Below are 23,201 nucleotides of genomic sequence, written 5' to 3'. Positions count from 1 at the left end.
CCGCGCATCGAGCTCCGACCGTACGGGCACCGGACTCCCGCTGTTCCACGTGTTCGGGCAGGCGGCGGTCATGATGGCGACGTTGACCGCGGGCGCAGATTCACCTGGCCGGCCCGGGCCCGACTGCCTTCACCGTCCCGGACCGGCTGTGATTGCGAGGTTCGTGGTGGCTCCAAAGTGTTTTTCCACCCTGGGTGTCCCTCACCGTCCTCCGGCAGCCGGACAGCGCTTTGCCTGGCCGACGCGCGGACGCGAGGCCGGGCCCCGCCCTCGGACGCTCCTCAGCGGTGAAGAACGCATCGGCGGGGCACGAGGGATGAGGAATCCGGCGAGGACGTCGCGCACCGTCACCCGCCTCCACCCCCGGAGGCGGGTGGGACCGGGCGCGCATACTCGTGGATCGTCGCGGCGCCGTGAAGTGCGGTGACTGCCGTGACGGGCACGCTGAGCAGGCAGGAAGGCTGATGGGGGATATGAGCGAGGCGAAGGAAACAGTGGTCCCGGAACTGGTGGACACTCCCGCTACGCGGCCGCAGTCGCGCCAGGGCCTGGCGCGATGGCTGCTGCGCCACCAGGTGCAGCCGGTGGGGCCGGCGGCCGGTGAGGGGCACACCGAGCCGCATGCCTGGTGGAAGGTGATGTGCCTGACCGGGGTGGACTACTTCTCCAGCCTGGCCTACGTGCCGGCCATCGCCGCGCTCGCCGCCGGTGCGGTGTCCCCGCTGGCGACGCTGCTGATCGTGGCACTCACTCTGCTGGGCATGCTGCCGATGTACCGACGGGTGGCCCGGGAGAGCCCGTACGGAGCGGGCTCGGTGGCGATGCTGGAGGACCTGCTGCCCTTCTGGTGGGGCAAGCTGTTCGTGCTGGTCCTGCTCGGTTTCGTGGCCACCTCGTGGATCATCACGATCACCCTGTCCACGGCGGACGCCTCCGTGCACGTGCTGGAGAATCCCTTCTTCCCCCATGCCCTGCACGGTCACGGGGCCGCCCTGACGGTGGCGCTGCTGCTGGTACTGGGCGGGGTGTTCCTGATGGGCTTCAGCGAAGCGGTCAAGGTGGCCATCCCGCTGGTGGTCCTCTTCCTGGCGCTCAACGCGGCCGTCATCGGCGTCGGCCTGGCGCACGTGATCACCACCCCCGGGGCGTGGTCGGCGTGGACCGGTGCCCTCACCGAGGGCGGCGGAGGATTCGGCAACCTTGCGGGTCCGGCGCTGACGGCATTCCCACTGCTGGTGCTGGGACTGTCCGGCTTCGAGACGGGAGTGAGCATGATGCCGCTGGTGTCCGCTGACGGCGCCGACGCCGAGCAGCGGCTCGAAGCCCGGATCCGCAACACTCGCAAGCTGCTCACCACCGCCGCCGTCGTCATGAGCGTCTACCTGCTGGCCGCGAGCTTCGTCACCACCGTCCTCATCCCTGAGCGCCAGTTCGAGCCCGGTGGGGCGGCCAACGGCCGGGCCCTGGCCTGGCTGGCCCACGAACACGTCGGAGAGGCCTTCGGCACCGTCTACGACATCAGTACGATTCTGATCCTCTGGTTCGCTGGCGCATCGGCGATGGCGGGACTGATCAACATCGTCCCCCGGTACCTCCCTGACTACGGAATGGCCCCCGAATGGGGACGTGCCGTACGCCCCGTCGTCCTGGTCTACACCGTCCTGTGCATCGCCCTCACCATCGCCTTCAACGCCGACGTCAACGCCCAGGCAGGCGCCTACGCCACCGGCATCCTGGCCATGATGGTCTCCGGCGCCTTCGCCGTCACCGTCTCCTCCGTGCGCCGCGGCCGACGCATGAGCGCCGTGGGCTTCGCCCTGCTGACCCTGGTGCTGGCCTACGCCCTGGTCTACAACATCGTCGACAAACCTGACGGCATCGCCATCTCCGGCTTCTTCATCGCCGGCATCATCGCGGTGTCGCTGATCTCCCGGGTCTCCCGCACCACCGAGCTGCGCGCCGACCGCATCGTCCTCGACGAGGCCGCCCGCCGGTTCGTCACCGACACCCTCGCCCACGACAACTCCATCAACATCATCGCCAACCGCCGTCAAGCGGGCGACGTCGCCGAGTACACCGCCAAGGAACGCGAACAGCGCGGCACCAACCCGGTGCCCGCCCCCGCCGACGTGCTGTTCCTGGAGATCGACGTGGTCGACCCCTCCGACTTCAGCGACACCCTCACCGTGCACGGCGTCGAGGTCGGCGACTACCGGATCCTGCGCGCCCACGCCCCAGCCGCTCCGAACGCCATCGCCGCGATCCTGCTCGCCCTGCGCGACGCCACCGGTGTCCAGCCGCACTGTTACTTCGCGTGGGCCGAGGGCAGCCCGTTGCGGCACATGTTCCGCTACTTCCTCCTCGGCCGCGGCGACACCGCACCAGTCACCCGCGAGATCATCCGCAAGCACGAGCCCGCCCCGGAACGCCGCCCCGGCATCCACGTCGGCGGCTGACACGGACCCGCGGCATCGGGGGGCGACGACCAGTGACCGGCCTGTCCGCGCTCGCCGCGCACCTGGACTACACCGCCCCCGAGCACCAGGAAGACTGCACGGCGGCCGGGTGGGAGGTCGACTACCGGTTGGACACCGCCATCCGTGAGAGCGCCTACAGCGGCCACTCCTGCCCGGTGGGGACCAAGGACAAGACCGCGTGCGGCCACGGCGGCGAGTACAAGGCGCTCACGGTCCGGATCTACTGCCCGAAGTGCGGCGCCGCGACCAAGCTGGAGGCCGAACTCCCCGGCACACCGACGGTGTACGACACCCCGACCCCCGAGGCCCCCACCGGAAGTGTGACCGTTCGCGATAGTTGGCGGATCGCCCGCAGAGTCCGCGTAGGCCACGACGCATCTGTTCACCGCGGTTGGCGGAACCTGTTCACACTGGTTGGCGGATCCGTGATCCGAGCCGGACTCTCCACTTGTGTGGGTGGGGATCAGTTCACCGATCAGGCGGGCGTGAGGTAGTCGGTGTTGCGTGCAGCTTCGGGTGTGAGTCCGGTCCAGCGGCGGAAGGCCCTGTAGAAGGAGTTGGTGTCGTCGTAGGCGAGGAGGTAGGCGACCTGGGAGGTGGGGAGGGCGGGGTCCGTCAGGTAGCGGCGGGCGAGCTTTTCCCTGGTGTCGCTGAGGACGGCCTGGTAGCTGGTGCCTTCTGCCTGGAGCTGTCGCTGGAGGGTGCGGGGGCTGAGCATGAGCTGGGCGGCGACGGCGTTGATGGAGCTTTCGCCGGCGGGCAGGTGTTCGTGGAGTGCGGCGCGCACCCGGTCGGCCGTGGTGGCGGACGCTTCGAGTTCGGACAGGCGGCGGCGTAGTTCCGGTGCGAAGAATTTCCACATGGCTTCGTCCTCGGTGAGGAACGGTAGTGAGGCGTCCTCGGCGGAGAAGGCGACGGTGTCGGCCTCGCTCTCGCGGATTGGCGTGCCGAAGTACGAGGTGGTCTCGGGCGAGGGATCCGGGGCGTGGCGCATGGCGACGTGGGTCGGGTTCACCTCGCGCCGTGTGCCGATACGTGCCAGCGCTGCCCAGAACGCGAGCTCGGCCGCGACAAGGAGTGGGGGTGGCGTCGGGCCGTCGGGCCAGTGGACCGTGATCGTCAGCCCGGAGCGGTCGGCGGTGACGTCGAGGTTCACGGGGCCAATGAGCGGTTTGAAGGCGGCGATGCGTTCGGCCGCGGTGCGCAGGTCCGCGCTGCACAGCGCGGCGAAGATCGGCGGGTTGAACGCCTCGACGGACAGGGCCCGCCCGATCCTCACCGCCAGGTCGGGATCCGCGGCCTCGGTGTCCAGCGCGTCCCAGAACCGGTAGTACTCCTCGGTCGCCATCGTGACCTGGCCGTGCGCGAAGAGACCGGCCGGAAGCTGCGCCCGGCGCAGCACGCGGGCGAGGGAGACGCCAAGGTCGTGCAGGAGGGCGCGGGTCCCCGGGTCCAGGGTGAACTGCTTCGATGCCATGCCTCGAGGGTAGTTCCGCGCACGCGACGTGGATATGCCGTGTGCGCCATTGAACCCGCAGAAGACGCCACAAATGGATGGCGTGAACGGCAAGGAGAACGGCGTCTTCCGCTAGTTCCTTGCCGTGTTTCTCCGCCTAGCGTGGAAGCCACGAGCCACCACCGAGGTGGGCTCGGCGAAGGAACGGAGACGACCATGACCCAGACGATCCTCATCACCGGCAGCTCCAGCGGCATCGGCCGGGCGAGTGCGAAGCACTTCCACAAGCAGGGCTGGAACGTGATCGCCACGATGCGCAGCCCCGAGCGGGAGAGCGAGCTCACCGCGCTGGAGAACGTGCTCGTCACCCGGCTCGACGTGCAGGACCCTGCCTCGATCACCTCGGCCGTCGACGCTGGCCTGGAGCGGTTCGGCCGGATCGACGTGCTGCTGAACAACGCTGGGTACGGCGCCTACGGCCTGCTGGAAGCGATTTCGATGGAGAAGGCCCGCCGTCAGTTCGACGTGAACGTTATGGGCCTGCTGGAGACGACCAAGGCCCTTCTGCCGCACCTGCGTGCGAACGGCAGCGGCACCGTCATCAACATCTCCTCCATTGGCGGCAAGGTCACCTTCCCGCTGGGCACCCTGTACCACGGCAGCAAGTTCGCCGTCGAAGGACTGAGCGAGGCCCTGCACTACGAACTCGCCGCGATCGGCGTCAAGGTCAAGCTCGTCGAGCCGGGCATCGTCGACACCGACTTTGCCGGCCGTTCCTTCGACTTCACCAACGACGAGTCCCTGGCCGAGTACCAGCAGCTGGTCGGAGCGGTCCTCGAAGGGCAGGCGCAGTTGGGCGCCGGTGGTGACAAGCCCGAGGTCGTCGCCGAGACCGTCTACCGGGCGGCCACCGACGGCACCGACCAGCTGCGCTACCCCGCCGGACCGTTCGCGGCCGAGCTGATCGCCCAGCGCGCCGCCACGGACGACGCCACCTTCCTCGGCGGCATCAAGAGCCAGTTCGGCATCTGACCGCCGCCCGCACTACCGGCCACCCACAGCCCACCCCCTGACGAGGACCTCATGACCACCCCTAAGACCGCTCTGGTGACCGGTGCCTCCTCCGGCATCGGCGAGGCGACCGCCCTTAAGCTCATCAGCCTCGGCTACACCGTCTATGGCGCGGCCCGCCGCACCGACCGCCTGCACAAGCTCGCGGAGCGCGGCATGCGCCCGCTGGCGATGGACGTGACCGACGACGAGTCGATGCGGAGGGGAGTCGACCGGATCGTCTCCGAGACCGGCCGCATCGACGTGGTGGTCAACAACGCCGGATACGGCTCGTACGGCGCCCTGGAGGATGTTCCGCAGGAGGAGGCGCGTCGCCAGTTCGACGTCAACGTCTTCGGCGCCGTCCGTCTGACCCAGATCGTCCTGCCGCACATGCGGGCCAGGCGCAGCGGGACGGTCGTCAACGTCACCTCGATGGGCGGGAAGATCCACACCCCGCTCGGCGGCTGGTACCACGGCACCAAGTTCGCCCTCGAAGCCCTCAGCGACTGCCTGCGGATGGAGGTCAAGCCCTTCGGGATCGACGTCGTCGTCATCGAACCCGGCGGCATCCGCACCGAGTGGAGCGGCATCGCCGCCGACCACCTGGAGAAGTCGTCCGCCGGCGGTGCCTACTCCGGCCAGGCCGAGGCCGTCGCCGCCTCCATGCGCTCCGAGGCCATGGCCAAGCGCATGTCCCCGCCCACCGTCATCGCCGAGGCCGTCGGCAAGGCCGTCACGGCCCGCCGGCCCAGGACCCGATACGCCACCGGCTTCGGCGCACGTCCCCTCCTCGCCCTGCGCCGCGTCCTGCCCGATCGGGCCTTCGACGCGATGATGGCCCGGTCCGTGGGCCTTCCCCGCTGATCCCCCGGGGAGGGGGCGCCGGGGGGGCCTGGACCGCGGCGGCGCGTGCACCGCGCCCGGTCACTCTTTGCACCGAATCCTGCCTCCGGGCACACCTTCACCATCGGGAGAACTCGTGCGTGTCATCGTCTTCGGAGCGTCCGGCATGATCGGGCACGGCGCCCTGTACGCGTCCCTGCGGGACGACGCGGTCACCGAGGTCGTCGCCGTCGTCCGAACCCCGCTGGACATGGTCCACCCCAAGCTGCGGCAGATCGTCCACGCCGACTTCACTGACTTCACAGCGGTCCAGGACGAGCTCACCGGCCTGGACGCCTGCTTCTACTGCCTCGGCGTCTCCGCCGTGGGCCGCTCCGAGGCCGAGTACACCCGCGTCACGTATGACTACGTACTGGCCGCGGCTCGTGCCCTGATCGCCGCGAGCCCGGGCCTGACGTTCGTATACGTCTCCGGTGAGGGCACCGACCCGACCGGCCATAGCCGACAGATGTGGGCTCGCGTCAAGGGCCACACGGAGAACGACCTTCGGGCGCTGCCCATGAGGGCGTACATGTTCCGTCTCGGCTTCGTCCAGCCGGTCGACGGTGCCGTCTCCCGCACCCCGCTCTACCGCAGGATCTACCGAATCACCGCGGCCCTCCACCCGCTCCTGGGGTGCCTCTTCCCCCGTCACGTCACCACCACGGACACCGTCGGCCGGGCCATGCTCGCCGCGGCCCGGCCGGGCAGCAACGCTCCCGCCGTCCTGCACAACCCCGGCATCAACCATCTGGCCGTCTCACAGAGGTGAAGGAGATGATCACCGCAGTGGTGCTCCTGCCCACCCTGTCGGACTGCGACCGCTAGGCCGCCGCCTACAAGGCGGTACAGGCAGTGCTCGTCACGGCTGCCGCTGTTTCCCCTCTCGCCACTGCTGCACGGTGGGTGAGCTTGTCCCAGCCCAGCCGCTGTGCCCGTACCCACCGCCCCAGATCCTCGCCCTGGTGCACGACCACGCCCGGCGACGTGGGCAGCTGGCCGCCGGCCTGGAGATGCTGCCGGAGGAGGTGGAAGGCGCGTTGCCATTCCACGGGCCAGGCGGGGCACCAGGCGGGGTCGATGGCGTCCAGTTGCTCGCGCCGCTCGTGCGACAGCGCGCCGGCCGATGATCCGACAGGCAGTCCTTCGGCGCGCCGCTGCTCGATCTGCTGCGCCTTCCGGGCGGCGGCCCGCGCGTTCTTCAGCCAGATGCCCACGCGGTATCCCTTGTAGGTGGCGTCGGTCGGGGCCAGGAGGTGTCCGTTTTCGGCGGCCCATCCGCGGGCTGCGGCGAGTCCTTCTTCCCAGGCGACGTCGTAGTGCGACCAGATCATGCCGAGCTTCTCCAGCTGCGCGATGCGTGTCGTCGCCCAGTTTTTGTGAGTTGTTGCTGTGGCTGTGAGCTGGGGTTTCTCAGTTCTTCTGGGTGATGTTCGTGGTGCTTGGGGGAGTCCGGAGTGTGAGGCTGGGCGGGGTGGTGTCTGCCTGACCTGTGTGTACGTGGCTGTGCGCAGGTTTATTGGGCGTCATGCAGTTGGAGTGAGCTGCTATTTGATGGGATGGGTCGTGTTTTGGGGTGAGGGGTGTCCGTGTCAGCAATGATGATGGAAGCTGTTGTGCCATCAGGGTTGTTAGGGGGGTCCGTTGTATTTGAGCCGCGTCAAGGTCTCCGGGCTGAGAGCTAGCGCTGAGGGGGAGGTCGAGTGCCAGCTGCCGGGACGCTTCAGCGTTCTGATCGGGGCGAACGGAGCCGGCAAGACCACGATCACCGACTCCCTGTACCTGGCGCATACCAGCCGCTTCCCGCTGCTGCCCAGGCAGAGCGCTGCCGTTCTCGGCACAGGTGATGGCTTGGGCGTCGAGGTGCAGTACAGCCTGGAGCACGCCGTGGATGCCGAAGGACCTCTGGGACAGCAGATCCAGGCCTCTGCGCACCGATCCGCCGGCGACGTCGCGCAGCAATGGTTCAGTGGATTCCAACGTAACTTGGGCACGGTCCGCGCTCAGGTCGACCGGTATCGAATACAGCAACCGGGTCTGGGAACGGACCCGTTCAAGTTCATCTACCTGCCGGCTTGGCGCCACCCTCTGGATGAGCTGGCCCGCCGTGAGACCCGGATCCTCATCGAGCTGCTGCGCGCCCAGCAGGAACGCCTTGATGGCAGCCGCAGCCTGGTACCGCTGCGGGTGAAGGCATCCCGGCTTTTGGAAAACCTCGCCAAGGACGGGCTTATCGAAGCCGTTGAGGAACGTATAAGCACCCATCTCGCCTCTCTCACTTCGGGCGTGCAGCGCCAGTGGTCTTACGTGCGAGGACAGGTGATAGACGACTCCTACCTCGCGCGTGTCCTGGAACTGATGCTGGCTGTCGTCGAAGGTCGTACCTCGGCCCGTCCGCTGGAGGTCTCGGGCTTGGGCTACGTCAACCTGCTCCACATGGCCGTCACGCTGGCCGCGATACCCGACTCCGCCGCACGCGCCGCAGCCGCAGTCGCAGGAGAGGCGTCTGAGACCAGCGACGAACCCGGGGAACTGACGCAAGCGGACGAGGAGCAGTTGGCGAGGGAGCGCCGCGTGCAGGCTGGGGCGGAAGCCGAATCCGAGGCGGACTCCTTCTTTCCCCGCACTCCGTTCCACGCCACCGTGGTCATCGAGGAGCCCGAAGCCCACCTCCACCCCCAGCTGCAGCACGCCCTCGTGCGCTACCTGCGCAAGACCGTGCGCGAGCGTCCGGAATTGCAGATCGTGCTCTCCAGCCACGCCACCGACATCATCACTTCCTGCGACCCCGAACAACTGGTGGTGCTGCGGCGCACGCCGGACGGCCAGCGCGTCTGCCGACCGATCGCCACGATCCCGATGACCGAGCGCGACAAGACGCTGCGCATGGCCCGCCTGCACATGGACGCCAGCCGCTCGGCCGCACTGTTCGCTGAGCGGCTCGTCGTGGTCGAAGGAGTGACCGAAGCCGCCATCCTCCGCGACTTCGGCCGAGCTTGGGCCGGGTCAGACGCGGCGAAGCGTGCCTTCGTCGAGGCACTCAGCATCATGTACGTCGGGACCAAAGTCGGGCCGTGGACTTCGCGGTTCCTGGCGACGAAGGGTGCGGAGATCTGCACCCGGCTGGCCGTGTTGCGCGACAGCGACAAGCCCTTCGACGAACAGCCCACCCCGCCCACCTGGCTGGCCGACCACGATCCGGCCGTGGTGCAGGCATTCATCAGCCACCCGACATTGGAGCCGTCCATCACCCAGGGCAACGAGCAGCTCATCGAGTCCGCGCTGACCGACATCGGCGCAGTACCCATCGAGCCGATCACCCCGCAGTCGGTGCACAACCTGTTCAAGAGCGCCCGTAAGGGCAAGGAGGGCGCCCCAGGTGTGCCGGCGGGCCCGCACGCCAAGGACAAGGCGGCCTTCGCCGACGCACTGGCTTTTCTGCTGGCCGATGCAGTCGAACGCGGCGAACCGGTCCAGGTCCCCGACCATCTCAAGAATCTGTTCGACTTCCTCTTTCCGCATCCCGCGGAACCCCGGGACGGAGACGGCGCCGAAGGGGGAGAAGCAGAGGAGGAAGACGTCCCGCTTGCCTTGCCGCCGACCATCCTTGATCTGTCCCCGGTCGATTCGGGCAGCCCTACTGCCTCGCCGGTACCCATGTCGGCCGGAGCTTGGCCCACTGCCCCGACGCAGCCTGCCGATACCGACCCGTGGGCAGCAGGTTCCTGGGGATCTGAACCGTGGGCGGCGGACCCATGGGGGGACGCGGACCGTGACCCGAGCTGACACCGCCAGCGCTCTTACCGCTGAACAACTGATCGCGGCCGGAACACCGCGCCGCCGCCTCTACATCGAAGCGGCCCCGGGATCCGGCAAGACCACCGTGGCGGCTCAACGCTTCGGTATCCAGCGCTTCAATGGCAATGACCAGCGCGCCGTCATCGCGGTTAGTTTCACCCGCTCCGCGACCGCCGAACTCCGCGATCGCGTGCTCAGCCAATGGGGCACGAACGCTCTCGCCTGGCCGCACCGCATCGTCACACTCGACACCATCGTGTGCGACCTGCTCACCCACCTCCTGCACACCGGACACGTGCGGTGGCCCGCAGGCCACCGCCACCTCACCGTCATCGACCACTGGCGGGTGCTGCTATCCACTCAGTGGACCGACAGAGAGCCCACTGTGGTCTTGGAAACGGACCAGGTCGCCACCCAGGTCGTCCGACGAGCCGGGAAAGCGAACAGACCCAGCGCCGCTGACGTCGGCGAGGCGCTGGCCGAGGGTTACTGCACACACCAGGATGCGCGCCACCTCCTCGAATCGGCCCTGGGTGCTCACGGCGTTCGCGATGTCCTGCTCGCCCGTCTCGCTCAGACCGCACGGGCGCTGATTGTCGACGAGATCTTCGACGCCAACGCCCTGGACTTGTCCTTGGTCCGCCTCGCCGCCGACGCAGGTCTGGAGGTCACCGTGGTCGGTGATCCGTGGCAGGCCCTGTACGGCTTCCGCGGCGCCCGCCCTGAACAGGTGCCCGGCCTGGTCAAGGATGCCCGTTTTACCCAGCGAGACTTGCACACCTCCTTCCGGTGGAGGAGTGCCCAACAAGCCCTGTTGGCAGATCAGTTGCGTGCAGGTCAGGGCGTGTCCCTTCCCGAAGGGCAGGCCGAGAACATGGACGTTCTCCTTGCCCTGCGATGGAAACCCCTGTGGGAGGCCGGGCCCCATGTCCTGCCCCTCGCCTACGGATCGACCACAGGCCACATCCACGAAGCAGCCTGCACTCTCCTGCTCAGCGAAGTCACCCAGCGGATGTTCGGGGAAAACGCCACCTTCCATAGTGATGCCCTCACCACTCTCGGCATCGACCACGAGGCGGCACAGCGCCTGCGCTCTCCCCTCCAGGCCGTCATCGCTGATCTCGCGGGTACGACGGGTATCGCCGAGATCTGGACTTCCCTCAACACAGTCGTCGCCAGCGAAACCGACCGTCCACTGCCCAGACGACGCAACCACACCCACACGGCACGCCTGGAGAACCTGAGAGCCCGTCTCCACGCCTCTGCACGCCTCATCCCCGGCCTGACCGCCCATCAGGCCAAGGGACGGGAGTGGGACGCCGTCGGCGTCTGCCTCACCGCCCCGGAGCGAGAAACCCTGCGACAAGGCCTCAGCTCCGACAGCGAAGACCACCGCAAGCTCTACGTGGCCCTCACCCGCGCCAAGCGAATGACCACCGCCGTCTATGGAGACGCCCCGTGACGGTCTCCTCTGCGGGCAGCGACCGACCCCGAGCGGACAATATGGCTGCGTAGGCCCTCCAACGTCGTCGGTTCTATCCGGGGTGGATGCCGATGCGAGTGAGGAGCTGTTGCTGGTCGGGGTGGAGGGTGTCCCAGTAGGTGCGTTGCTGCTCGGTCCATCGCTTCAGGTCGGGGGAGAGGTGCTGGCCGGTGTAGTGGGCCTGCTTGGTCTGCTGGTAGGTGCGTTGCCAGATGCTGGGCCAGGGTGGGTTCCACCAGGGATCGAGGGCTTGGAGTGCCTGGGTGGTGGTGGGGGCCAGGCGGCCTTGTCGGGCTTTGCGGCGTGTTTGTACCAGCCACCTGCCGAGGGGGAAGTCGTTGTGGTGGGTGTCGGTGCTGGGGGAGAGGTGGCCGTTCAGGGCGGCGTAGGCGCGGGCGTGGGCGAGACCAGGACTGGGCGGGTAGACGCGGCTGGTCCGGCGGCGGTGATCGGCGGCTTCTTCTGAAGCGGGGGTGATGCCCAGCTCGGTCAGGAGTTGTTGCTGCTGGGGGCGTAGATGTGTCCAGGCGGTGCGCTGTGCGGCGGTCCACGCGCGTACGTTGGCCGGCGGGTCGCTGGGGCGGGTGTGTGTGGTGCGGGCGCGTGTGTAGGTGCGTTGCCAGGCCAGGTCCCAGGGTGGGTTCCACCATGGGTCGATCGTGGTGAGGGCTTGGTGGCGGGCGTTGGGGGTGGTCTCGCGTCGGGCTTGTTGGCGTTGGTCGTTGAGCCAGCGGCCGAGGGGGAAGCCGTCGTGGACGGTGGAGTAGGCCACGGCCAGGGTGTGGTGGGCGGCGGCGTAGACGCGGGCGTGGGCGAGTGCGGTTTCGGCGTACGGGGTGAGGGGCCGGGTGCGGGCGGTCTCGCGGGTGAGGCCGATGGCGGTCAGGAGGCGCTGCTGGCCGGGGTGCAGGCCGTCGTAGTGGGTGCGCTGCAGGCGCAGCCAGGCGCGTTGGGTGGGGGCGAAGCTGCGGAAGTGGTGGTCGGCGTCGAGGTGGCGGCCGGCCTTGATCTGGTTGTGGATGTGCTGCCAGGCGCGCTGCCACGCCAGGCTCCAGGGCGGGCACCACCAGGGATCGACTGTGGTCAGGGTCTTCGCGGCGGCAGAGGCAGGTGCACCCCGGTCGGCGTCGTTACGGGCGTGCTGGCGTTGCCGGCGCAGCCATCGTCCGAGCTGGAACCCGTCGTGGACGGTGTTGATCGCGGCAGCCAGGGTGCCGTGTGCCGAGTGGTAGGAGCGTGCGTAGCCGAGGCCGACGGCGAAGTCGGCTTCGCGTTCGGCGGGCCGTGCTGCGGCGCCACGGGCTCGGTCTGCTGTCAGCCCGATTTGGGCGAGTAGGTCCTGCTGGTCGGGCAGGAGTGTGTCGTACTGGGCGCACTGGGTGGTCAGCCAGGTGGCGAGCGCGCTGCTGGTGCCGGGGAACCCGGCCACGGCGTCCAGGACGTGACCGCCTTCGACGTGGGTGCGTGTCTGGTGCCAGGAGCGCTGCCATTCCAGTGTCCAGCGCGGGTTCCACCAGGGGTCGATCGCCGACAGCGCGAGCGCCCGGGGTGAGGGGGCGCCGTGGCGGTGCTGGTAGGTGCGGTCCTTGTTGCGCTGGTTGGCCAGCCACTGTCCCAGCTTCAGTCCGTCCTGGACGGTGTCGGTGGTCGCGTTCACCAGCGTCCCGTGGGCCTCGGCGAAGGCGCGGGCGCAGGCGAGGGCGCGCTGGAAGTGGGTGGCCATGTGCTTGCGGCGGGGCCGGGCCGCCCGAGCGCTCTCGGGGGTGAGGCCGATGTCGGCCAGGAGGCGCTGTTGTGCGGGGTGCAGGTCGTCGTAGCCGGTGCACTGGTTGTACAGCCATTCGCCCAGACTGAAGCTGGTGGTGGGGAAACCGCGGTCGGGCCGCAAGGATCCGCGGGCGCGGACGTGGTCACGGGCCTGGTAGTAGAAGCGCTGCCACATCACCGTCCACGGCGGCCGCCACCACGGATCCAGCGCCTCGAGTTCTGCGACATGTTCGGGCGGCATCGCCGGAAACTTCCGATGATTCGACAGCCATCGGCCCAGGGCAAAGCCGTCGAACCGGCTGTGGATCGGGGCGGCGAGATGGCCGTGTACCGCGGCGTAGGCACGGGCGTGTGCCAGCCCCGTTGTGAACGCCTGATCCGACCTGTGCCGGAGGCCCAGGTGCAGCCGTTTACCGCCCGCAGCCTTCTCCGGCTGCTGTGCGGCGTCGCGGTAGGCGATGAGTTCGCGGGCGATGGGGCGGGGCCGGTGCGCCATGTGCAGCGTCCACAGCCGGTCGGCGACGGCTGCGTCTGCGGCGGCCCGTATGCAGTGCTGCGCCCAGAGCTGCAAAGGACCGGCCGAGGTTGAGGCGATCCGATCAACAAGCCACGGCCGCCCCGTGACCCGCGCCAGTTCGCCGACCAGACCAGGCACGTGAGCGAGCGTGTGAGGCAGATGTCCGCCGGTGTCGGCGATCAGCCGCTGCTTGGTGCGTTCATCGGTGAGGACCGAGGTGAGGGCGACGGTCTCGGGGTAGGTGACCGCGTCCCTGGCCAGCAGCCGCCACCAGCCGGGATCGGCCCCCTGCGGCGTGAGTTGGCGTACCCGGCGAGGCCACTGCTCTTCTTCGGGCCATTGCTGTGCCCACCAGGAGACGATCACGGCGTGCGCGACCTCGAACGCCCGGGCGGCGTCCGGCCGGTGGCGCAGCAGGTCCAGATGCCGCCGGTGCGCCGTGACCATCTCCGGCAGCTCTGTCAGGTCGATCTGCTCGGTGTCGGCCGGCGTACCGTCGATCCAGTGGGTGCCGAGCATCCAGCGCCGGTGGCGTGGGCAGATGCGGGTGTGCGGCTGCAGGTACAGCCGGGCGGGCTTGGTACGTCCGGTGCGTGCGGCCGTGCACAGCCGGCAGCCTTCCCCCGCGGCCGGCACCACGGCTCCGAAGCGGAACCGCCCGGCTGCACCCGCCCCGTCCGGCGAGAGCGGTTCCTGGGCGGTCCAGGCGGGCAGGGCCTTTCCCAAGACGTTCTCGGGTACGCGGCCGAAGGCGGAGACGCGGGCGCGGGCTTCGGCGTTGAGGTACACCTCGCCGTCCGTCCGGTAACCCTTGAACAGGCCTCCGCCGGTCTGGAGGAGCGCCGGGATGAGGTCTCTGACGCCGAGCCGGTAGCGGTCGGCCAGCCGGTCCAGGTACGACAGGTTCGTCTCGCCCTTAAGCGGCGCGAGCCGCACCGGCCCCGGACGTGCCGCAGCCGTACGCGGCGGCTGCGGCTGTGGTGGAAGAGAGGCGTGCATGAGGGGGCAGAGGTCGTTCCTGGCGGGTTCGGAGGCGCTGGCATCCGGGCAGTGGCCGAACGGGAGAGCGGGACGGACGGTTGGGGCAGACCCCGCCGGTCAGGGCTGGCGTTGCGAGGGCATCCGTCGGCGGTGCGGTGCCCGGGCCCGTTGTTCGGCGGCGCTGTCGAGCTCGATCTGTTCGAGTAGTTTCTTGGTGATCTTCTCGGTGCCGTCCAGCAGTGATACGAGGGCGGCTTCGCGGATGAGGTGGGAGAGGCTGCCCATGCGGCCGCCGGTGCGGGCGTGCAGGTAGGCGGTGTGCGTGAGCAGGGCGCCGGGCCGGTGCCGACGCAGCCGCAGGGCGCTGTCCATGCCGTGCACCAGGTCATGCCAGATCTGCTGGTCGGCTGGGCTGCCGTAGCGCAGCGGCTGGTTGCGCACGATTTTGAAGCGGCCGGCGAGCTGGGAGCCGCGCACGCCGGTCAGCAGCGGCGAGGATTCGACGTCGATGCCGGAGTAGACGAAGGTCGCCGGGATCCGCTCGCCGAGGTACTTCAGCTGGTCGGAGGTCTCGGCGCCGGCTCGGCTGCGGGTGTCCATCAGGTGCACGTCGTCGACCAGGACCAGCTGGGTGCCCATCTCGCACAGCAGCTCGCACACGGCGTTGGTGATCTGGATCTGGTTCATCCGTTCCAGGGCGGGCAGGCCGAGGAAGCGAGCGAACTCGCTGATGAGCATCTTCGGGGTGGAGGACGGCGGCACGGTGATGAACAGGACCGGCAGCCGCCCGTCCTGGTTCGGGTGGCGGCGCCGGTCGGCGAGTTCGACGGTGCGCCCGAGCTGCTGCATCGCGGTGGTCTTCCCGGTGGTGGCCGGCCCGGAGATGATCAGGCCGCGTCTGGCTCCGCCCTGCTGGCCGCGGTTGAGCAGCAGCAGACGGCGCACTGCAGTGGAGATGGTGTCCATGGCGGGGGTCTTCAGCACCACGAACCGTGCGTGGTAGTCCTCCCGCTGCTCCAGCGTCCATTCCTGGTCGTCGGCGTCCCGTGCCGGTGCGCGGGGCGTGTCGACGAACTGCTGCCATCCGTCCCACGTGGTCAGCGGACTGAACGTGCTCGTGGTGGCGGGCTGGGCCGCTGTCACCATGCCTGGGCCTCCTGGTACGGGTCGTAGATGCGCATGCCGCCTGCCCCTGCGGTGTCCAGCGTCTGCTCAGCGGCCTGGTCCCGGGGCGTTTCGGCCGTCTGCCCGGATGCTTCGGCCTCATCCGCGTGGGCTGCCGCGGCGTCCTGGTCGTCGGCGAGGGAGGCGAGAAGGTAGTCCTCGTCGTCCGTGTTGTCCTCGATATCGTCCAGGCTGTCGTCGGCGTCCCAGCCGTCGGCATCCTGAAGCGGGACGGTGAAGGAACCGGACAGCCCGAACGAGGCCCCCGGCGCGAGAGGCGCAGGCCACTGCTGCGGGGTGGTGGCGGGAGAGGGATCGGTCATCTGCACGGCCGCCTGGGCCCGGGCGGCTACCGTCCGCTCTCGCCTGCTGCCCAGTCCCTGGCTGGCACGGCGCAGCAGCGCATCGAGTGCCTGGGCGATCGCGGCCTCGTGCTCTTCACGGCCATGCCGGCGTTCCAGGGTGCGGCGGACGTGGTCGAAGGTGAACGCGGTGAACGGGCGCCTGACCGCCCCCGCGTGGACCCACGGCACCTCGAGCCATCCCTCGGGCAGGCGCACCCAGACCCGGTTGGGGTCGTAGGGGTTGTGGTGGACCTCCCACCGTCCGTTCTTGTCCGCCCGCGGTGAGCGGCGGCGCCGGTAGGGGTTCAGGCCGGGGTGGTCGTAGGTGCGGTAGCCGAAGCGGACGCCGTAGTCGTTGACGGCCTGCCACCGAAGAGGCAGCAGCTCGACGTAGTCGTCGGCGGACAACGGCACCGGCACATGCCCCGTCACCGCCACCAAAGCCGCCCACATCTCGTTCGGGGAGACGGCGACCCGCGGCATCATCGGGTGCCGCAGCGCCTCGTGCCGGCGCTCCTGCCACCCGCAGACGACCCACTCGTCCAGCAGCTCCTGAAGCTGCGCCAGACTCCAGCAGGCATCCTGCTCCGCGGCCGCGCCCCGCTGGGAGACATCCGAGCCGGTGTGGCCCGGCAGGTACTGGCTGAACCCGTCGGCGATGGCCCGGAAGGTCCGCTCCACGTTCCCCTTCGCCGGGCCGTTCGCCGGCGGCACCGGCTGCACCGACACCCCCAGGCTCTCGCACGCCGAGACGAACGACGCCGACACATACACCCGGCCCTGGTCCACGACCACCGTCTCCGGCATGATCACCGGCCGGGCAGCCGCCTGCTCCAGCCGCGCGTCCAACGCGATCAGCCGCTCGTAGGGCATGACCGACCGCTGCATGGACAGTGCCGCATCCCAGCCCGGCCGCATCGCCGTCGGCACCACCATCTGCGCCAGCAGCATCGCCGCGTCCACCGACGTCGTGCCCACCGGACGCACCACCGCCGCGCAGATGCTGCGCGTCGCCACGTCCAGCGCGATACACAGTTCAAGACGGCCGGTCACACCGTCGTCCAGGACCGCCAGTACATCCAGCGGCGTGCTGTCCAGCATCACCAGCTCACCCGGCCGCAGTGCCACCGTCGGCGTGAACGGAGGTGCCGGCCGCGACGCATGCCACCGCCGCTGCGCCGCTGTCCCCAAAAGGCCCTGGCCGTCGGCCACCGCGTGCACCAGCCGGTTGAACGTCGACGCCGGCGGCAGGGCCACCACCCCGGCGCCGTACTCCTTCTCCAGCAGCCACCCCACCCGGCGGCGCAGCCGCACCAGCGTGCCCGTCGACCGCTCCCGCTGCCCCTCCAGCACCTTCCTGACTGCCGCGACCACCCGCTCATCGGCCCGCCCCAGGGCCGATCGCTCCCGCACCGCCCGGCCGTCCACCAGCCCCCACAAGCCCTCGCTGCGGTAGCGCGTCCGCATCCGGCGTACCGTTGCCGCACTCGCCGCCCAGCCCGCCGCCGTCAACTCCTCGGCTTTCGCCCGCTCCCGCTGCGCCAGACTCCGTGTCGCCGGATCGAACTGCTCACGCGGGGCACCCTGCCCGACCGCGTCAGGAAAGCCGGTCTCCACCTCCCGCACATGCCGCTGCCACGCCAGAGCCCGCTCCCGCACCTGTTCCGGCAGCGCCTCCAGCAGCCCGAACGGCGGCACCCGCCCCGGCGCCTGCCCGCCTTCCACCTCGAAGGACGGATCGGCGAACAGGTAGGGCAGCAGCACCACCGCCGAGGCGCCCTCGTCGTTCACCAGCGTGGCCCGGGCACCCTCCAGCACGGCGAGCGTCCATACCCGTCCGTCGTAGGAAAGGCGCGCCCCGACCTCGACAACCGCCTGCGTCACGCCGCTTCGGCCTCCTGCCATGCGACCGAGACGACGGCACGCTCGTGCAGCGGTTCGTCCAGCCGCACCCGCAGCACACCGCTCCACAGCGCGTGAAAGACCACAGGCCACACGGCGATCGGGTCACCCAGCTCACGCACCGCCTCCACCGCCGGCCGCGGCCTGCCGAAGGCCTCCAGCAGAGCTGGCGTCCACGGCCCTGCGGCGTACCGGGGATGCCGGTAACCCGCCAGCCACCGCACATTGGCCACCAGCACCGGAGCCGGCGGCCCCGCGAGCCGGTAGGACCAGCCCGCCGCCTTGGCGGCAGCCCCCACAACCCGCGCCCGCTTTGCCAGCCGGGCAGAGGGCCCGCTGCGTCCCGCGCAGTCGAGCAACAGGCCACTGCCGTCCTGAAGCCTGGCCATCAGCTGCGGCGCATGACCAACAACCCTGCTTTCCTCACGCCACACCAGTTCCACCGGCCGGCAGGCCAGCGCCACCACCGCCGGATCCCGGTCCAGCAGCATCAGCTGAGTCCGCATGACACCGGACCCGTACGCCACCAGCCGCCCGGTCGTCGACGACCACCACCAGCCCGGAGCAACGCGCCGCCCGGGCCGGACAGGGAAAGGCCGTACCGCAGGACTCTCCTCGAAGGAGACGTCCTGCACAGCCTCAAGCCACGGGACCTGACGCGAGCACCCCAGAGGGTCTCGAAAGCGCACATCGATCAGGCTGGCATCTACAGCCGCAGCTTCTTCGCGTCGAACAGCCCCACCCGTACTGTGCGGCTCGGGGATGCTGCACCCGGCCCCGGGGACCGCGGACGAGGCGGCCTCCTGGCTGCTGTCGATGATCACGTACTCCACACAACGCCATGCCTGACCTGCCGCGCAGGAGAACCGGCCGGTAACCGCAACATCGGTGCAACCGCCGGATGTTGCGGCTGCACGCGGCACCCAGGGTGCCGCGCCCGGGCACCGGTGTCAGTGCAGAGTTCCGCACTTTTCACGTTCCCATTGCAGGCCGTTGTGTCCGTCCTCGCCCTCACTCAGGGCGCCGCGAGCACATCCCCGGCGATCAGCACCGGGAGCAACCGCCCGTACGCACGGGTACGACGTGCTGCAGTACCTGGCGAAGGCGCCCGGCGAACTCATGGGCAGCCAGGGCGTCGATCATCGTGTCCCTGGCGCCACACCATCCTGGCCTCGGGTGGAGAAGTGCAGCAGGCGCCGCTTCGGCAGCGGCCTGCGTGTCGTCCTCCTGGCCCTCACTGTCACCCCCGCCGCCGGCCCCGACGATCTGCCCGTCTTCATCGTGAGCGCGCGGGAGGCGAGCTGCTCAACGAAGGACCGTTTACAAGGGGGCGGAACGAGGCGCTGGCGACCATGTCCGTCGGGTCCTCACCCGGCTCCAGGAACACCGGCACGATGTCCTGGCCACCCCGATCTCCACCTGCGAGCCGCGGGTGTCGGCGAAGCAGACGGCCTCGACTCCCCGCTCGCGTTGGGTGCGGGGGTGGCTGCTCGGCGAACCAAGGCGGACATCAGGCGGGAGTCACCAACGCGCTCCGGCCCGCCCCTGGAATGGCATCCGTACGCGCTGCGTACGCTAAATGTACGCTTCATCGGCGACTCTGCGGTCACAGTAGCTGCGCTTGGGCGGTCGGCCCCTGGCGACTGTCAGGTCCATCGCATGCCGATGGCGGAGAGCTGTTCCACCCGCTCTGGCGAGAGCGCCCCGGCCCTGCTCCGCTGGTTGCTGACCCATGCCCCTAGTCGCACAAGGTGTTCCTCCTGGTCCTGGCCGGTGCCGCTGCCTTCGCCGCAGTCGCGGACGCCGATGACGATGGTCTCGATGTGACTCCTCGGTACCCGTAGGTGTCCTTCGCGTTGGTAGTACTGGGTGGCGGCGGCGAGGTTGAGTGCCCATTTGTCGGCCTGGCTGCGCCGCGGCGCCGGTTTCTCGTCCTCGCTGGCGGGCTTGATCCCGAGGATGTGCGCGCACATCCACTGCTGTGCGCCTGTGAGCTTGTCCCAGCCGAGCCGCTGTGCCCGTACCCACCGCCCCAGGTCCTCGCCCTGGTGCACGACGACGCCCGGCGACGTGGGCAGCTGGCCGCCGGCCTGTAGGTGCTGCCGGAGGAGGTGGAAGGCGCGTTGCCATTCCACGGGCCAGGTGGGGCACCAGGCGGGGTCGATGTCGTCCAGTTGCTCGCGCCGCTCCTGTGAAAGGGCGCCGGCCGCCGAGCCGACCGGAAGACCTTCGGCGCGCCGGTGCTCGATGTCGACAGCTTTCCGGGCGGCGGCCCGCGCGTTCTTCAGAAAGATCCCTACCCGGTATCCCTTGTAGGTGGCGTCGGTCGGTGCTGCGAGGTGCCCGTTCTCGGCCGCCCAGCCGCGGGCTGCGGCGAGGCCTTCTTCCCAGGCGACGTCATAGTGCGACCAGACCATGCCCAACCGTTCCAGCTGCGCCACCCGGTCGGGGCCCATGGTGCCGCGGGCGTAGATCCTTCGAGCGTCGGCCACCCATTGCCCAAGCGGGAAACCGGCGAGGGAGGCGGGCCAGCCCTCGGCTTCCGCTTCCCCACCCGCCGGTACGCGGTAGGTGAAGGGCACGCGCAGGTCGCCGTGCAGCCGGTTGTAGATGGCGGCGGCTTCGATGCCGCGTCGCCAATGGGCGTGTTCGGGGTGGAGGACGCGCAGGTTGATGAACGCGGCCAGCTGCGCCGGGTCCCGGGGGGTGGAGAACTTCAGTAGTTCTCGGGCCGGTACCGAGAGTCGGTCGCTTCGGTCGCTGCCTGCTCCCTCCTCCTCTGCCCCGTTGCGGCTCTGTACGCCCCTGACACGGCTTCGCGCCTGCGGCTCGGCGAGTGCTTCCACGACCCGGGCGTCGTGTGCCCTGAGCGCTTCCAGCAGCTTGGCCAGGCCGCCGAATGCCCGCGAGGTCAGCATGCTGTCCACCGTCTCCCCGGGCCCGAGCAGGACCGGCACCACCAGCGAGGCGACCTTCCCCTCACCGGGCTGCATCCGCAGCGCGCGGCCGACGGCTTGGACGAGGTCGGGCATGGAGCCGCGGACGTCGGCGAAGTACACGGAGTCACATTCCCGAGTATCGACCCCCTCACCGAGCACGCGAACGGACCCGAGGAACGTCTTCTCCACCACCGTGCCATCAGCAGCGATCCCTCTGGAGAACTCGTCCAGCACACGCCGCCGGTGGCCCGGTTTGTGGTCGCCGCACAGCCAGTTCGCCCACACGGTACGCGGGTACAACTCCGGCTCGGCGGCGTACAGCCGCTGCGCGACGTCAGGAAGGCCGGCCGCGAACGCCTCGGCCTCGCGGACCTGGTGATGGAAGACCAGCGTCCTGCGCAACCCCTCCTCGGCCGAGGCCTTCACCAGTGCCGTCTGCAGGGCGGCGAGCCGCGCCCCGCGTACCTGATCCGAGCGGGCCTCGGCGCCCAGGAGCTGTGCGGCCTGCAGGTGCGTGTCGGTGATGTCCACGCACACCACCTGGTACGGCGCGCAGATTCCCCGGTCGATGGCTTCCGACAGCGTCAGCGTGTAGCAGCGCGCCCCGAACGGACCCTGCGGATCGTCCTCCATCGACGCCACAAGCTCGCCGGGCGCGCCCGGCGCGGCCTCGGAGTCGTCGTCCAGCTGCCACAGCCGGGGTGTGGCGGTCATGTAGAGCCGGCGCAGGGCGGGGATGCGGGTGTTGTCGTGGACGACCGCCCACGGCTTCCCGATCCGGCCCGAAACCCTGTGCGCCTCGTCCACGACGATCAGCGACCACGCCGGAAGGCCGGCGGCGTGCGCGCGTTCCAGCGTGCCGAGCCCGAGCGAGGCGTACGTGGCGAATACTGTCACCTTGTCGAGCGGGCGGACCCAGGCGACCAGCTCGTCCACGTCCGTGGTGTTCGGAAAGGACGCCTCCGGCCCGCGCAGGGACGAGACCCCGATCATCGGCCCCGTACGGCCGCCCTCGCGCCAGGCGGCCTCGGTCTGGGCGAGCAGGTCCAGCGACGGTACGAGCACCAGCACGCGACCCGCCTGCAGCTCCTCCGCGCTGCGCACGGCGACGAGAGTCTTGCCCGATCCGGTCGCCATGACCACCTGAGTCCGCAGACCCCGCTCGGGCACAGTAGATCTTGCAGGCAATTCGAGCGCTCGGACAACCGCGTCCACGGCTTCACGCTGATGAGGACGAAGTCCTTTCACAGCCATCCGATCCACCCTCTCCGGCGAGCTGGACAACAGCTCTCACGCACCCACACACGGCCAACCACCCTGTGCCCCACGGGCATTGAGTAAGCCGGCTCCCACCGCTACACCGACTGCACACCTCCGATGCGGGACACAGACAACCGTCTCCAGCGGATCACCAGGCCTCACAGCGCTACAGTCACCTGAGTCCATAGTCTATCGCAGCCGAAAAATGAAGCAGCCCCTCCAGAGAATCAATACGGAAGCCACGGGTACTCCGCAGTCATCACTGCTCCACTATCCGGGAGAGACCATGGAACAGAAGACCGAGAACAACCAAGGCAACCGGTTCTGCAAGGCCTGCGGCACGCCCGCCGAAGACGGGAAGCTATGCAGCCGCTGCGGCGCCGTCCTGGACCTCCCCGACAGTGACGGTCTGATCGAAGACCAAGGAGCCGCAGTGCGACGCGACTTCGAAGGGCGAACCCAGCAGCACGAGCAGAAATGACCGAAACAGCAGAAGTGAACCCGGTCTGCTGAGCAGCGTGCACGGGGGTACACGGGCCGGCATGGCATCCACGACTGATCGCATCATGTCCCTGCGGGCCGTGCGGCAGCTGCGCCGGGTCCGCGCCTTCTACGCCGTGGGCGCCCTGGTGTGGGCGGCATCGACCGCCTGGACCGGCTGGCAGACCCCCGGAAGCCGGCAGATGTGGGTCTCCGCCCTCCTCCTGGCCATCTTCACCGGCCTGCTGCTCACCTCCTCAATATGGCTCCAGCGTCTCCAGTTCGCGGACTCGGCTGAACCCGCCCGCCACGCCGCACCACGGCGGGCGACCCGGCCACGCCATGCGCATGCCTGACCGCTGGGGAACGGCCCGGACCTCCGTGCGTCTGCGGGAGCGTTAGCCGGGCATACGGGCTTCACCCCCTCATGGAAGGAGCTCCTCATGCTTGGCATAGTCGCGGCAGTGCTGTTCTTCTTTGCGTTTTTGATCAACGCGGCTGATATCAGTACCAACGATGCATTCTCTTCGACGAACGTCATGCTTCTCGGGCTGACGGCTCTGGCTTTGCATGTGGCCGGAGTCGGTGCCGGCTGGGCCCGCAGACGCTGACCCCGTGGCGGCGCGGGGGGGGGGGGGGGGGGGGCCGCGCCCCACGCCCCCCCACCAAGACACCCGCCACACACAAACGGAACACAC

At 69.4% G+C, this 23,201-nt stretch carries 16 protein-coding genes and 2 pseudogenes; 10 read left to right on the top strand and 8 right to left on the bottom strand.

Features of this window, described 5'->3' with window-relative positions:
* The first annotated feature begins 464 nt into the window (after positions 1-464).
* Positions 465-2,456 carry an amino acid transporter gene (locus tag ABZ923_RS35990; RefSeq protein ID WP_361480788.1) on the top strand — a complete coding sequence of 664 codons (1,992 nt, stop codon included), beginning with the start codon at positions 465-467 and terminating at the stop codon, positions 2,454-2,456.
* Positions 2,457-2,488: 32 nt separating this feature from the next.
* Entirely contained in the window at positions 2,489-2,971 is a 483-nt protein-coding gene (locus ABZ923_RS35985) for a hypothetical protein (RefSeq protein WP_361480785.1), read from the top strand.
* Here the strand turns inward: ABZ923_RS35985 and ABZ923_RS35980 are convergent.
* Positions 2,953-3,954 carry an AraC family transcriptional regulator ligand-binding domain-containing protein gene (locus tag ABZ923_RS35980; protein ID WP_361480782.1) on the bottom strand — a complete coding sequence of 334 codons (1,002 nt, stop codon included), beginning with the start codon at positions 3,952-3,954 and terminating at the stop codon, positions 2,953-2,955. The genes ABZ923_RS35985 and ABZ923_RS35980 overlap by 19 nt on opposite strands.
* 195 nt (positions 3,955-4,149) lie before the next feature.
* Here ABZ923_RS35980 and ABZ923_RS35975 point away from each other — a divergent pair, with 195 nt between their 5' ends.
* The 3 genes from ABZ923_RS35975 (at position 4,150) to ABZ923_RS35965 (ending at position 6,640) form a co-directional block, all read left to right on the top strand.
* Entirely contained in the window at positions 4,150-4,965 is an 816-nt protein-coding gene (locus tag ABZ923_RS35975; RefSeq protein WP_361480779.1) for an SDR family oxidoreductase, read from the top strand.
* Between the two features lie 51 nt (positions 4,966-5,016).
* Positions 5,017-5,850: an oxidoreductase gene (locus ABZ923_RS35970; RefSeq protein WP_361480776.1), complete on the top strand. Its 834-nt coding sequence runs from the start codon at positions 5,017-5,019 to the stop codon at positions 5,848-5,850.
* 115 nt (positions 5,851-5,965) lie between these two features.
* A complete protein-coding gene (locus ABZ923_RS35965) occupies positions 5,966-6,640 on the top strand; it encodes an NAD-dependent epimerase/dehydratase family protein (RefSeq protein ID WP_361480773.1) in 675 nt (224 codons plus the stop codon).
* Positions 6,641-6,773: 133 nt separating this feature from the next.
* Here ABZ923_RS35965 and ABZ923_RS35960 read toward each other — a convergent pair.
* Positions 6,774-7,229 (bottom strand): annotated as a pseudogene (locus ABZ923_RS35960) (helicase associated domain-containing protein); the annotation flags it as partial.
* 289 nt (positions 7,230-7,518) lie between these two features.
* Here ABZ923_RS35960 and ABZ923_RS35955 point away from each other — a divergent pair.
* Together ABZ923_RS35955 and ABZ923_RS35950 are read left to right on the top strand one after the other, a co-directional pair.
* The gene (locus ABZ923_RS35955) at positions 7,519-9,654 is read left to right on the top strand and encodes an AAA family ATPase (protein WP_361480770.1); all 2,136 of its coding nucleotides are present in this window, start codon (positions 7,519-7,521) and stop codon (positions 9,652-9,654) included.
* A complete protein-coding gene (locus ABZ923_RS35950; protein ID WP_361480767.1) occupies positions 9,641-11,128 on the top strand; it encodes a UvrD-helicase domain-containing protein in 1,488 nt (495 codons plus the stop codon). The genes ABZ923_RS35955 and ABZ923_RS35950 overlap by 14 nt, the downstream gene beginning before the upstream one ends.
* Before the next feature lie 73 nt (positions 11,129-11,201).
* On the opposite strand, the gene ABZ923_RS35945 is transcribed toward ABZ923_RS35950, so the two are convergent.
* From ABZ923_RS35945 to ABZ923_RS35920, 6 genes and pseudogenes are all read right to left on the bottom strand, one after another.
* Complete coding sequence (locus ABZ923_RS35945) at positions 11,202-14,369, bottom strand: helicase associated domain-containing protein (RefSeq protein WP_361480764.1); 3,168 nt, start codon at positions 14,367-14,369, stop codon at positions 11,202-11,204.
* 162 nt (positions 14,370-14,531) lie between these two features.
* Entirely contained in the window at positions 14,532-15,560 is a 1,029-nt protein-coding gene (locus ABZ923_RS35940; protein WP_361480761.1) for a TniB family NTP-binding protein, read from the bottom strand.
* Positions 15,554-17,806 carry a transposase gene (locus tag ABZ923_RS35935; protein WP_361480758.1) on the bottom strand — a complete coding sequence of 751 codons (2,253 nt, stop codon included), beginning with the start codon at positions 17,804-17,806 and terminating at the stop codon, positions 15,554-15,556. Before ABZ923_RS35935 ends, ABZ923_RS35940 begins: the two co-directional genes overlap by 7 nt.
* Positions 17,803-18,459, bottom strand: a complete 657-nt coding sequence (locus ABZ923_RS35930; RefSeq protein ID WP_361480791.1) for a TnsA-like heteromeric transposase endonuclease subunit — start codon at positions 18,457-18,459, stop codon at positions 17,803-17,805. Before ABZ923_RS35930 ends, ABZ923_RS35935 begins: the two co-directional genes overlap by 4 nt.
* A 559-nt stretch (positions 18,460-19,018) precedes the next feature.
* Positions 19,019-19,291, bottom strand: a pseudogene (locus ABZ923_RS35925) (helicase); the annotation flags it as partial.
* A gap of 179 nt (positions 19,292-19,470) precedes the next feature.
* On the bottom strand, positions 19,471-22,017 hold the full coding sequence (locus tag ABZ923_RS35920) for a Helicase associated domain protein (protein WP_361480755.1): 2,547 nt from the start codon (positions 22,015-22,017) through the stop codon (positions 19,471-19,473).
* Positions 22,018-22,309: 292 nt separating this feature from the next.
* Between ABZ923_RS35920 and ABZ923_RS35915 the strand changes: the two genes are divergently transcribed.
* The 3 genes from ABZ923_RS35915 (at position 22,310) to ABZ923_RS35905 (ending at position 23,114) form a co-directional block, all read left to right on the top strand.
* On the top strand, positions 22,310-22,504 hold the full coding sequence (locus tag ABZ923_RS35915; RefSeq protein WP_361480752.1) for a zinc ribbon domain-containing protein: 195 nt from the start codon (positions 22,310-22,312) through the stop codon (positions 22,502-22,504).
* A gap of 61 nt (positions 22,505-22,565) precedes the next feature.
* Positions 22,566-22,859 carry a hypothetical protein gene (locus tag ABZ923_RS35910; protein WP_361480749.1) on the top strand — a complete coding sequence of 98 codons (294 nt, stop codon included), beginning with the start codon at positions 22,566-22,568 and terminating at the stop codon, positions 22,857-22,859.
* An 87-nt stretch (positions 22,860-22,946) separates the two neighbouring features.
* The gene (locus ABZ923_RS35905) at positions 22,947-23,114 is read left to right on the top strand and encodes a hypothetical protein (protein ID WP_190201688.1); all 168 of its coding nucleotides are present in this window, start codon (positions 22,947-22,949) and stop codon (positions 23,112-23,114) included.
* The last annotated feature ends 87 nt before the right edge of the window (positions 23,115-23,201 follow it).

The organism is Streptomyces sp. NPDC046881, from assembly GCF_040645015.1.
Lineage (GTDB): Bacteria > Actinomycetota > Actinomycetes > Streptomycetales > Streptomycetaceae > Streptomyces.
Note: the sequence above shows the minus strand (reverse complement) of the source record. Positions and strands in the feature narration are given on the sequence as shown.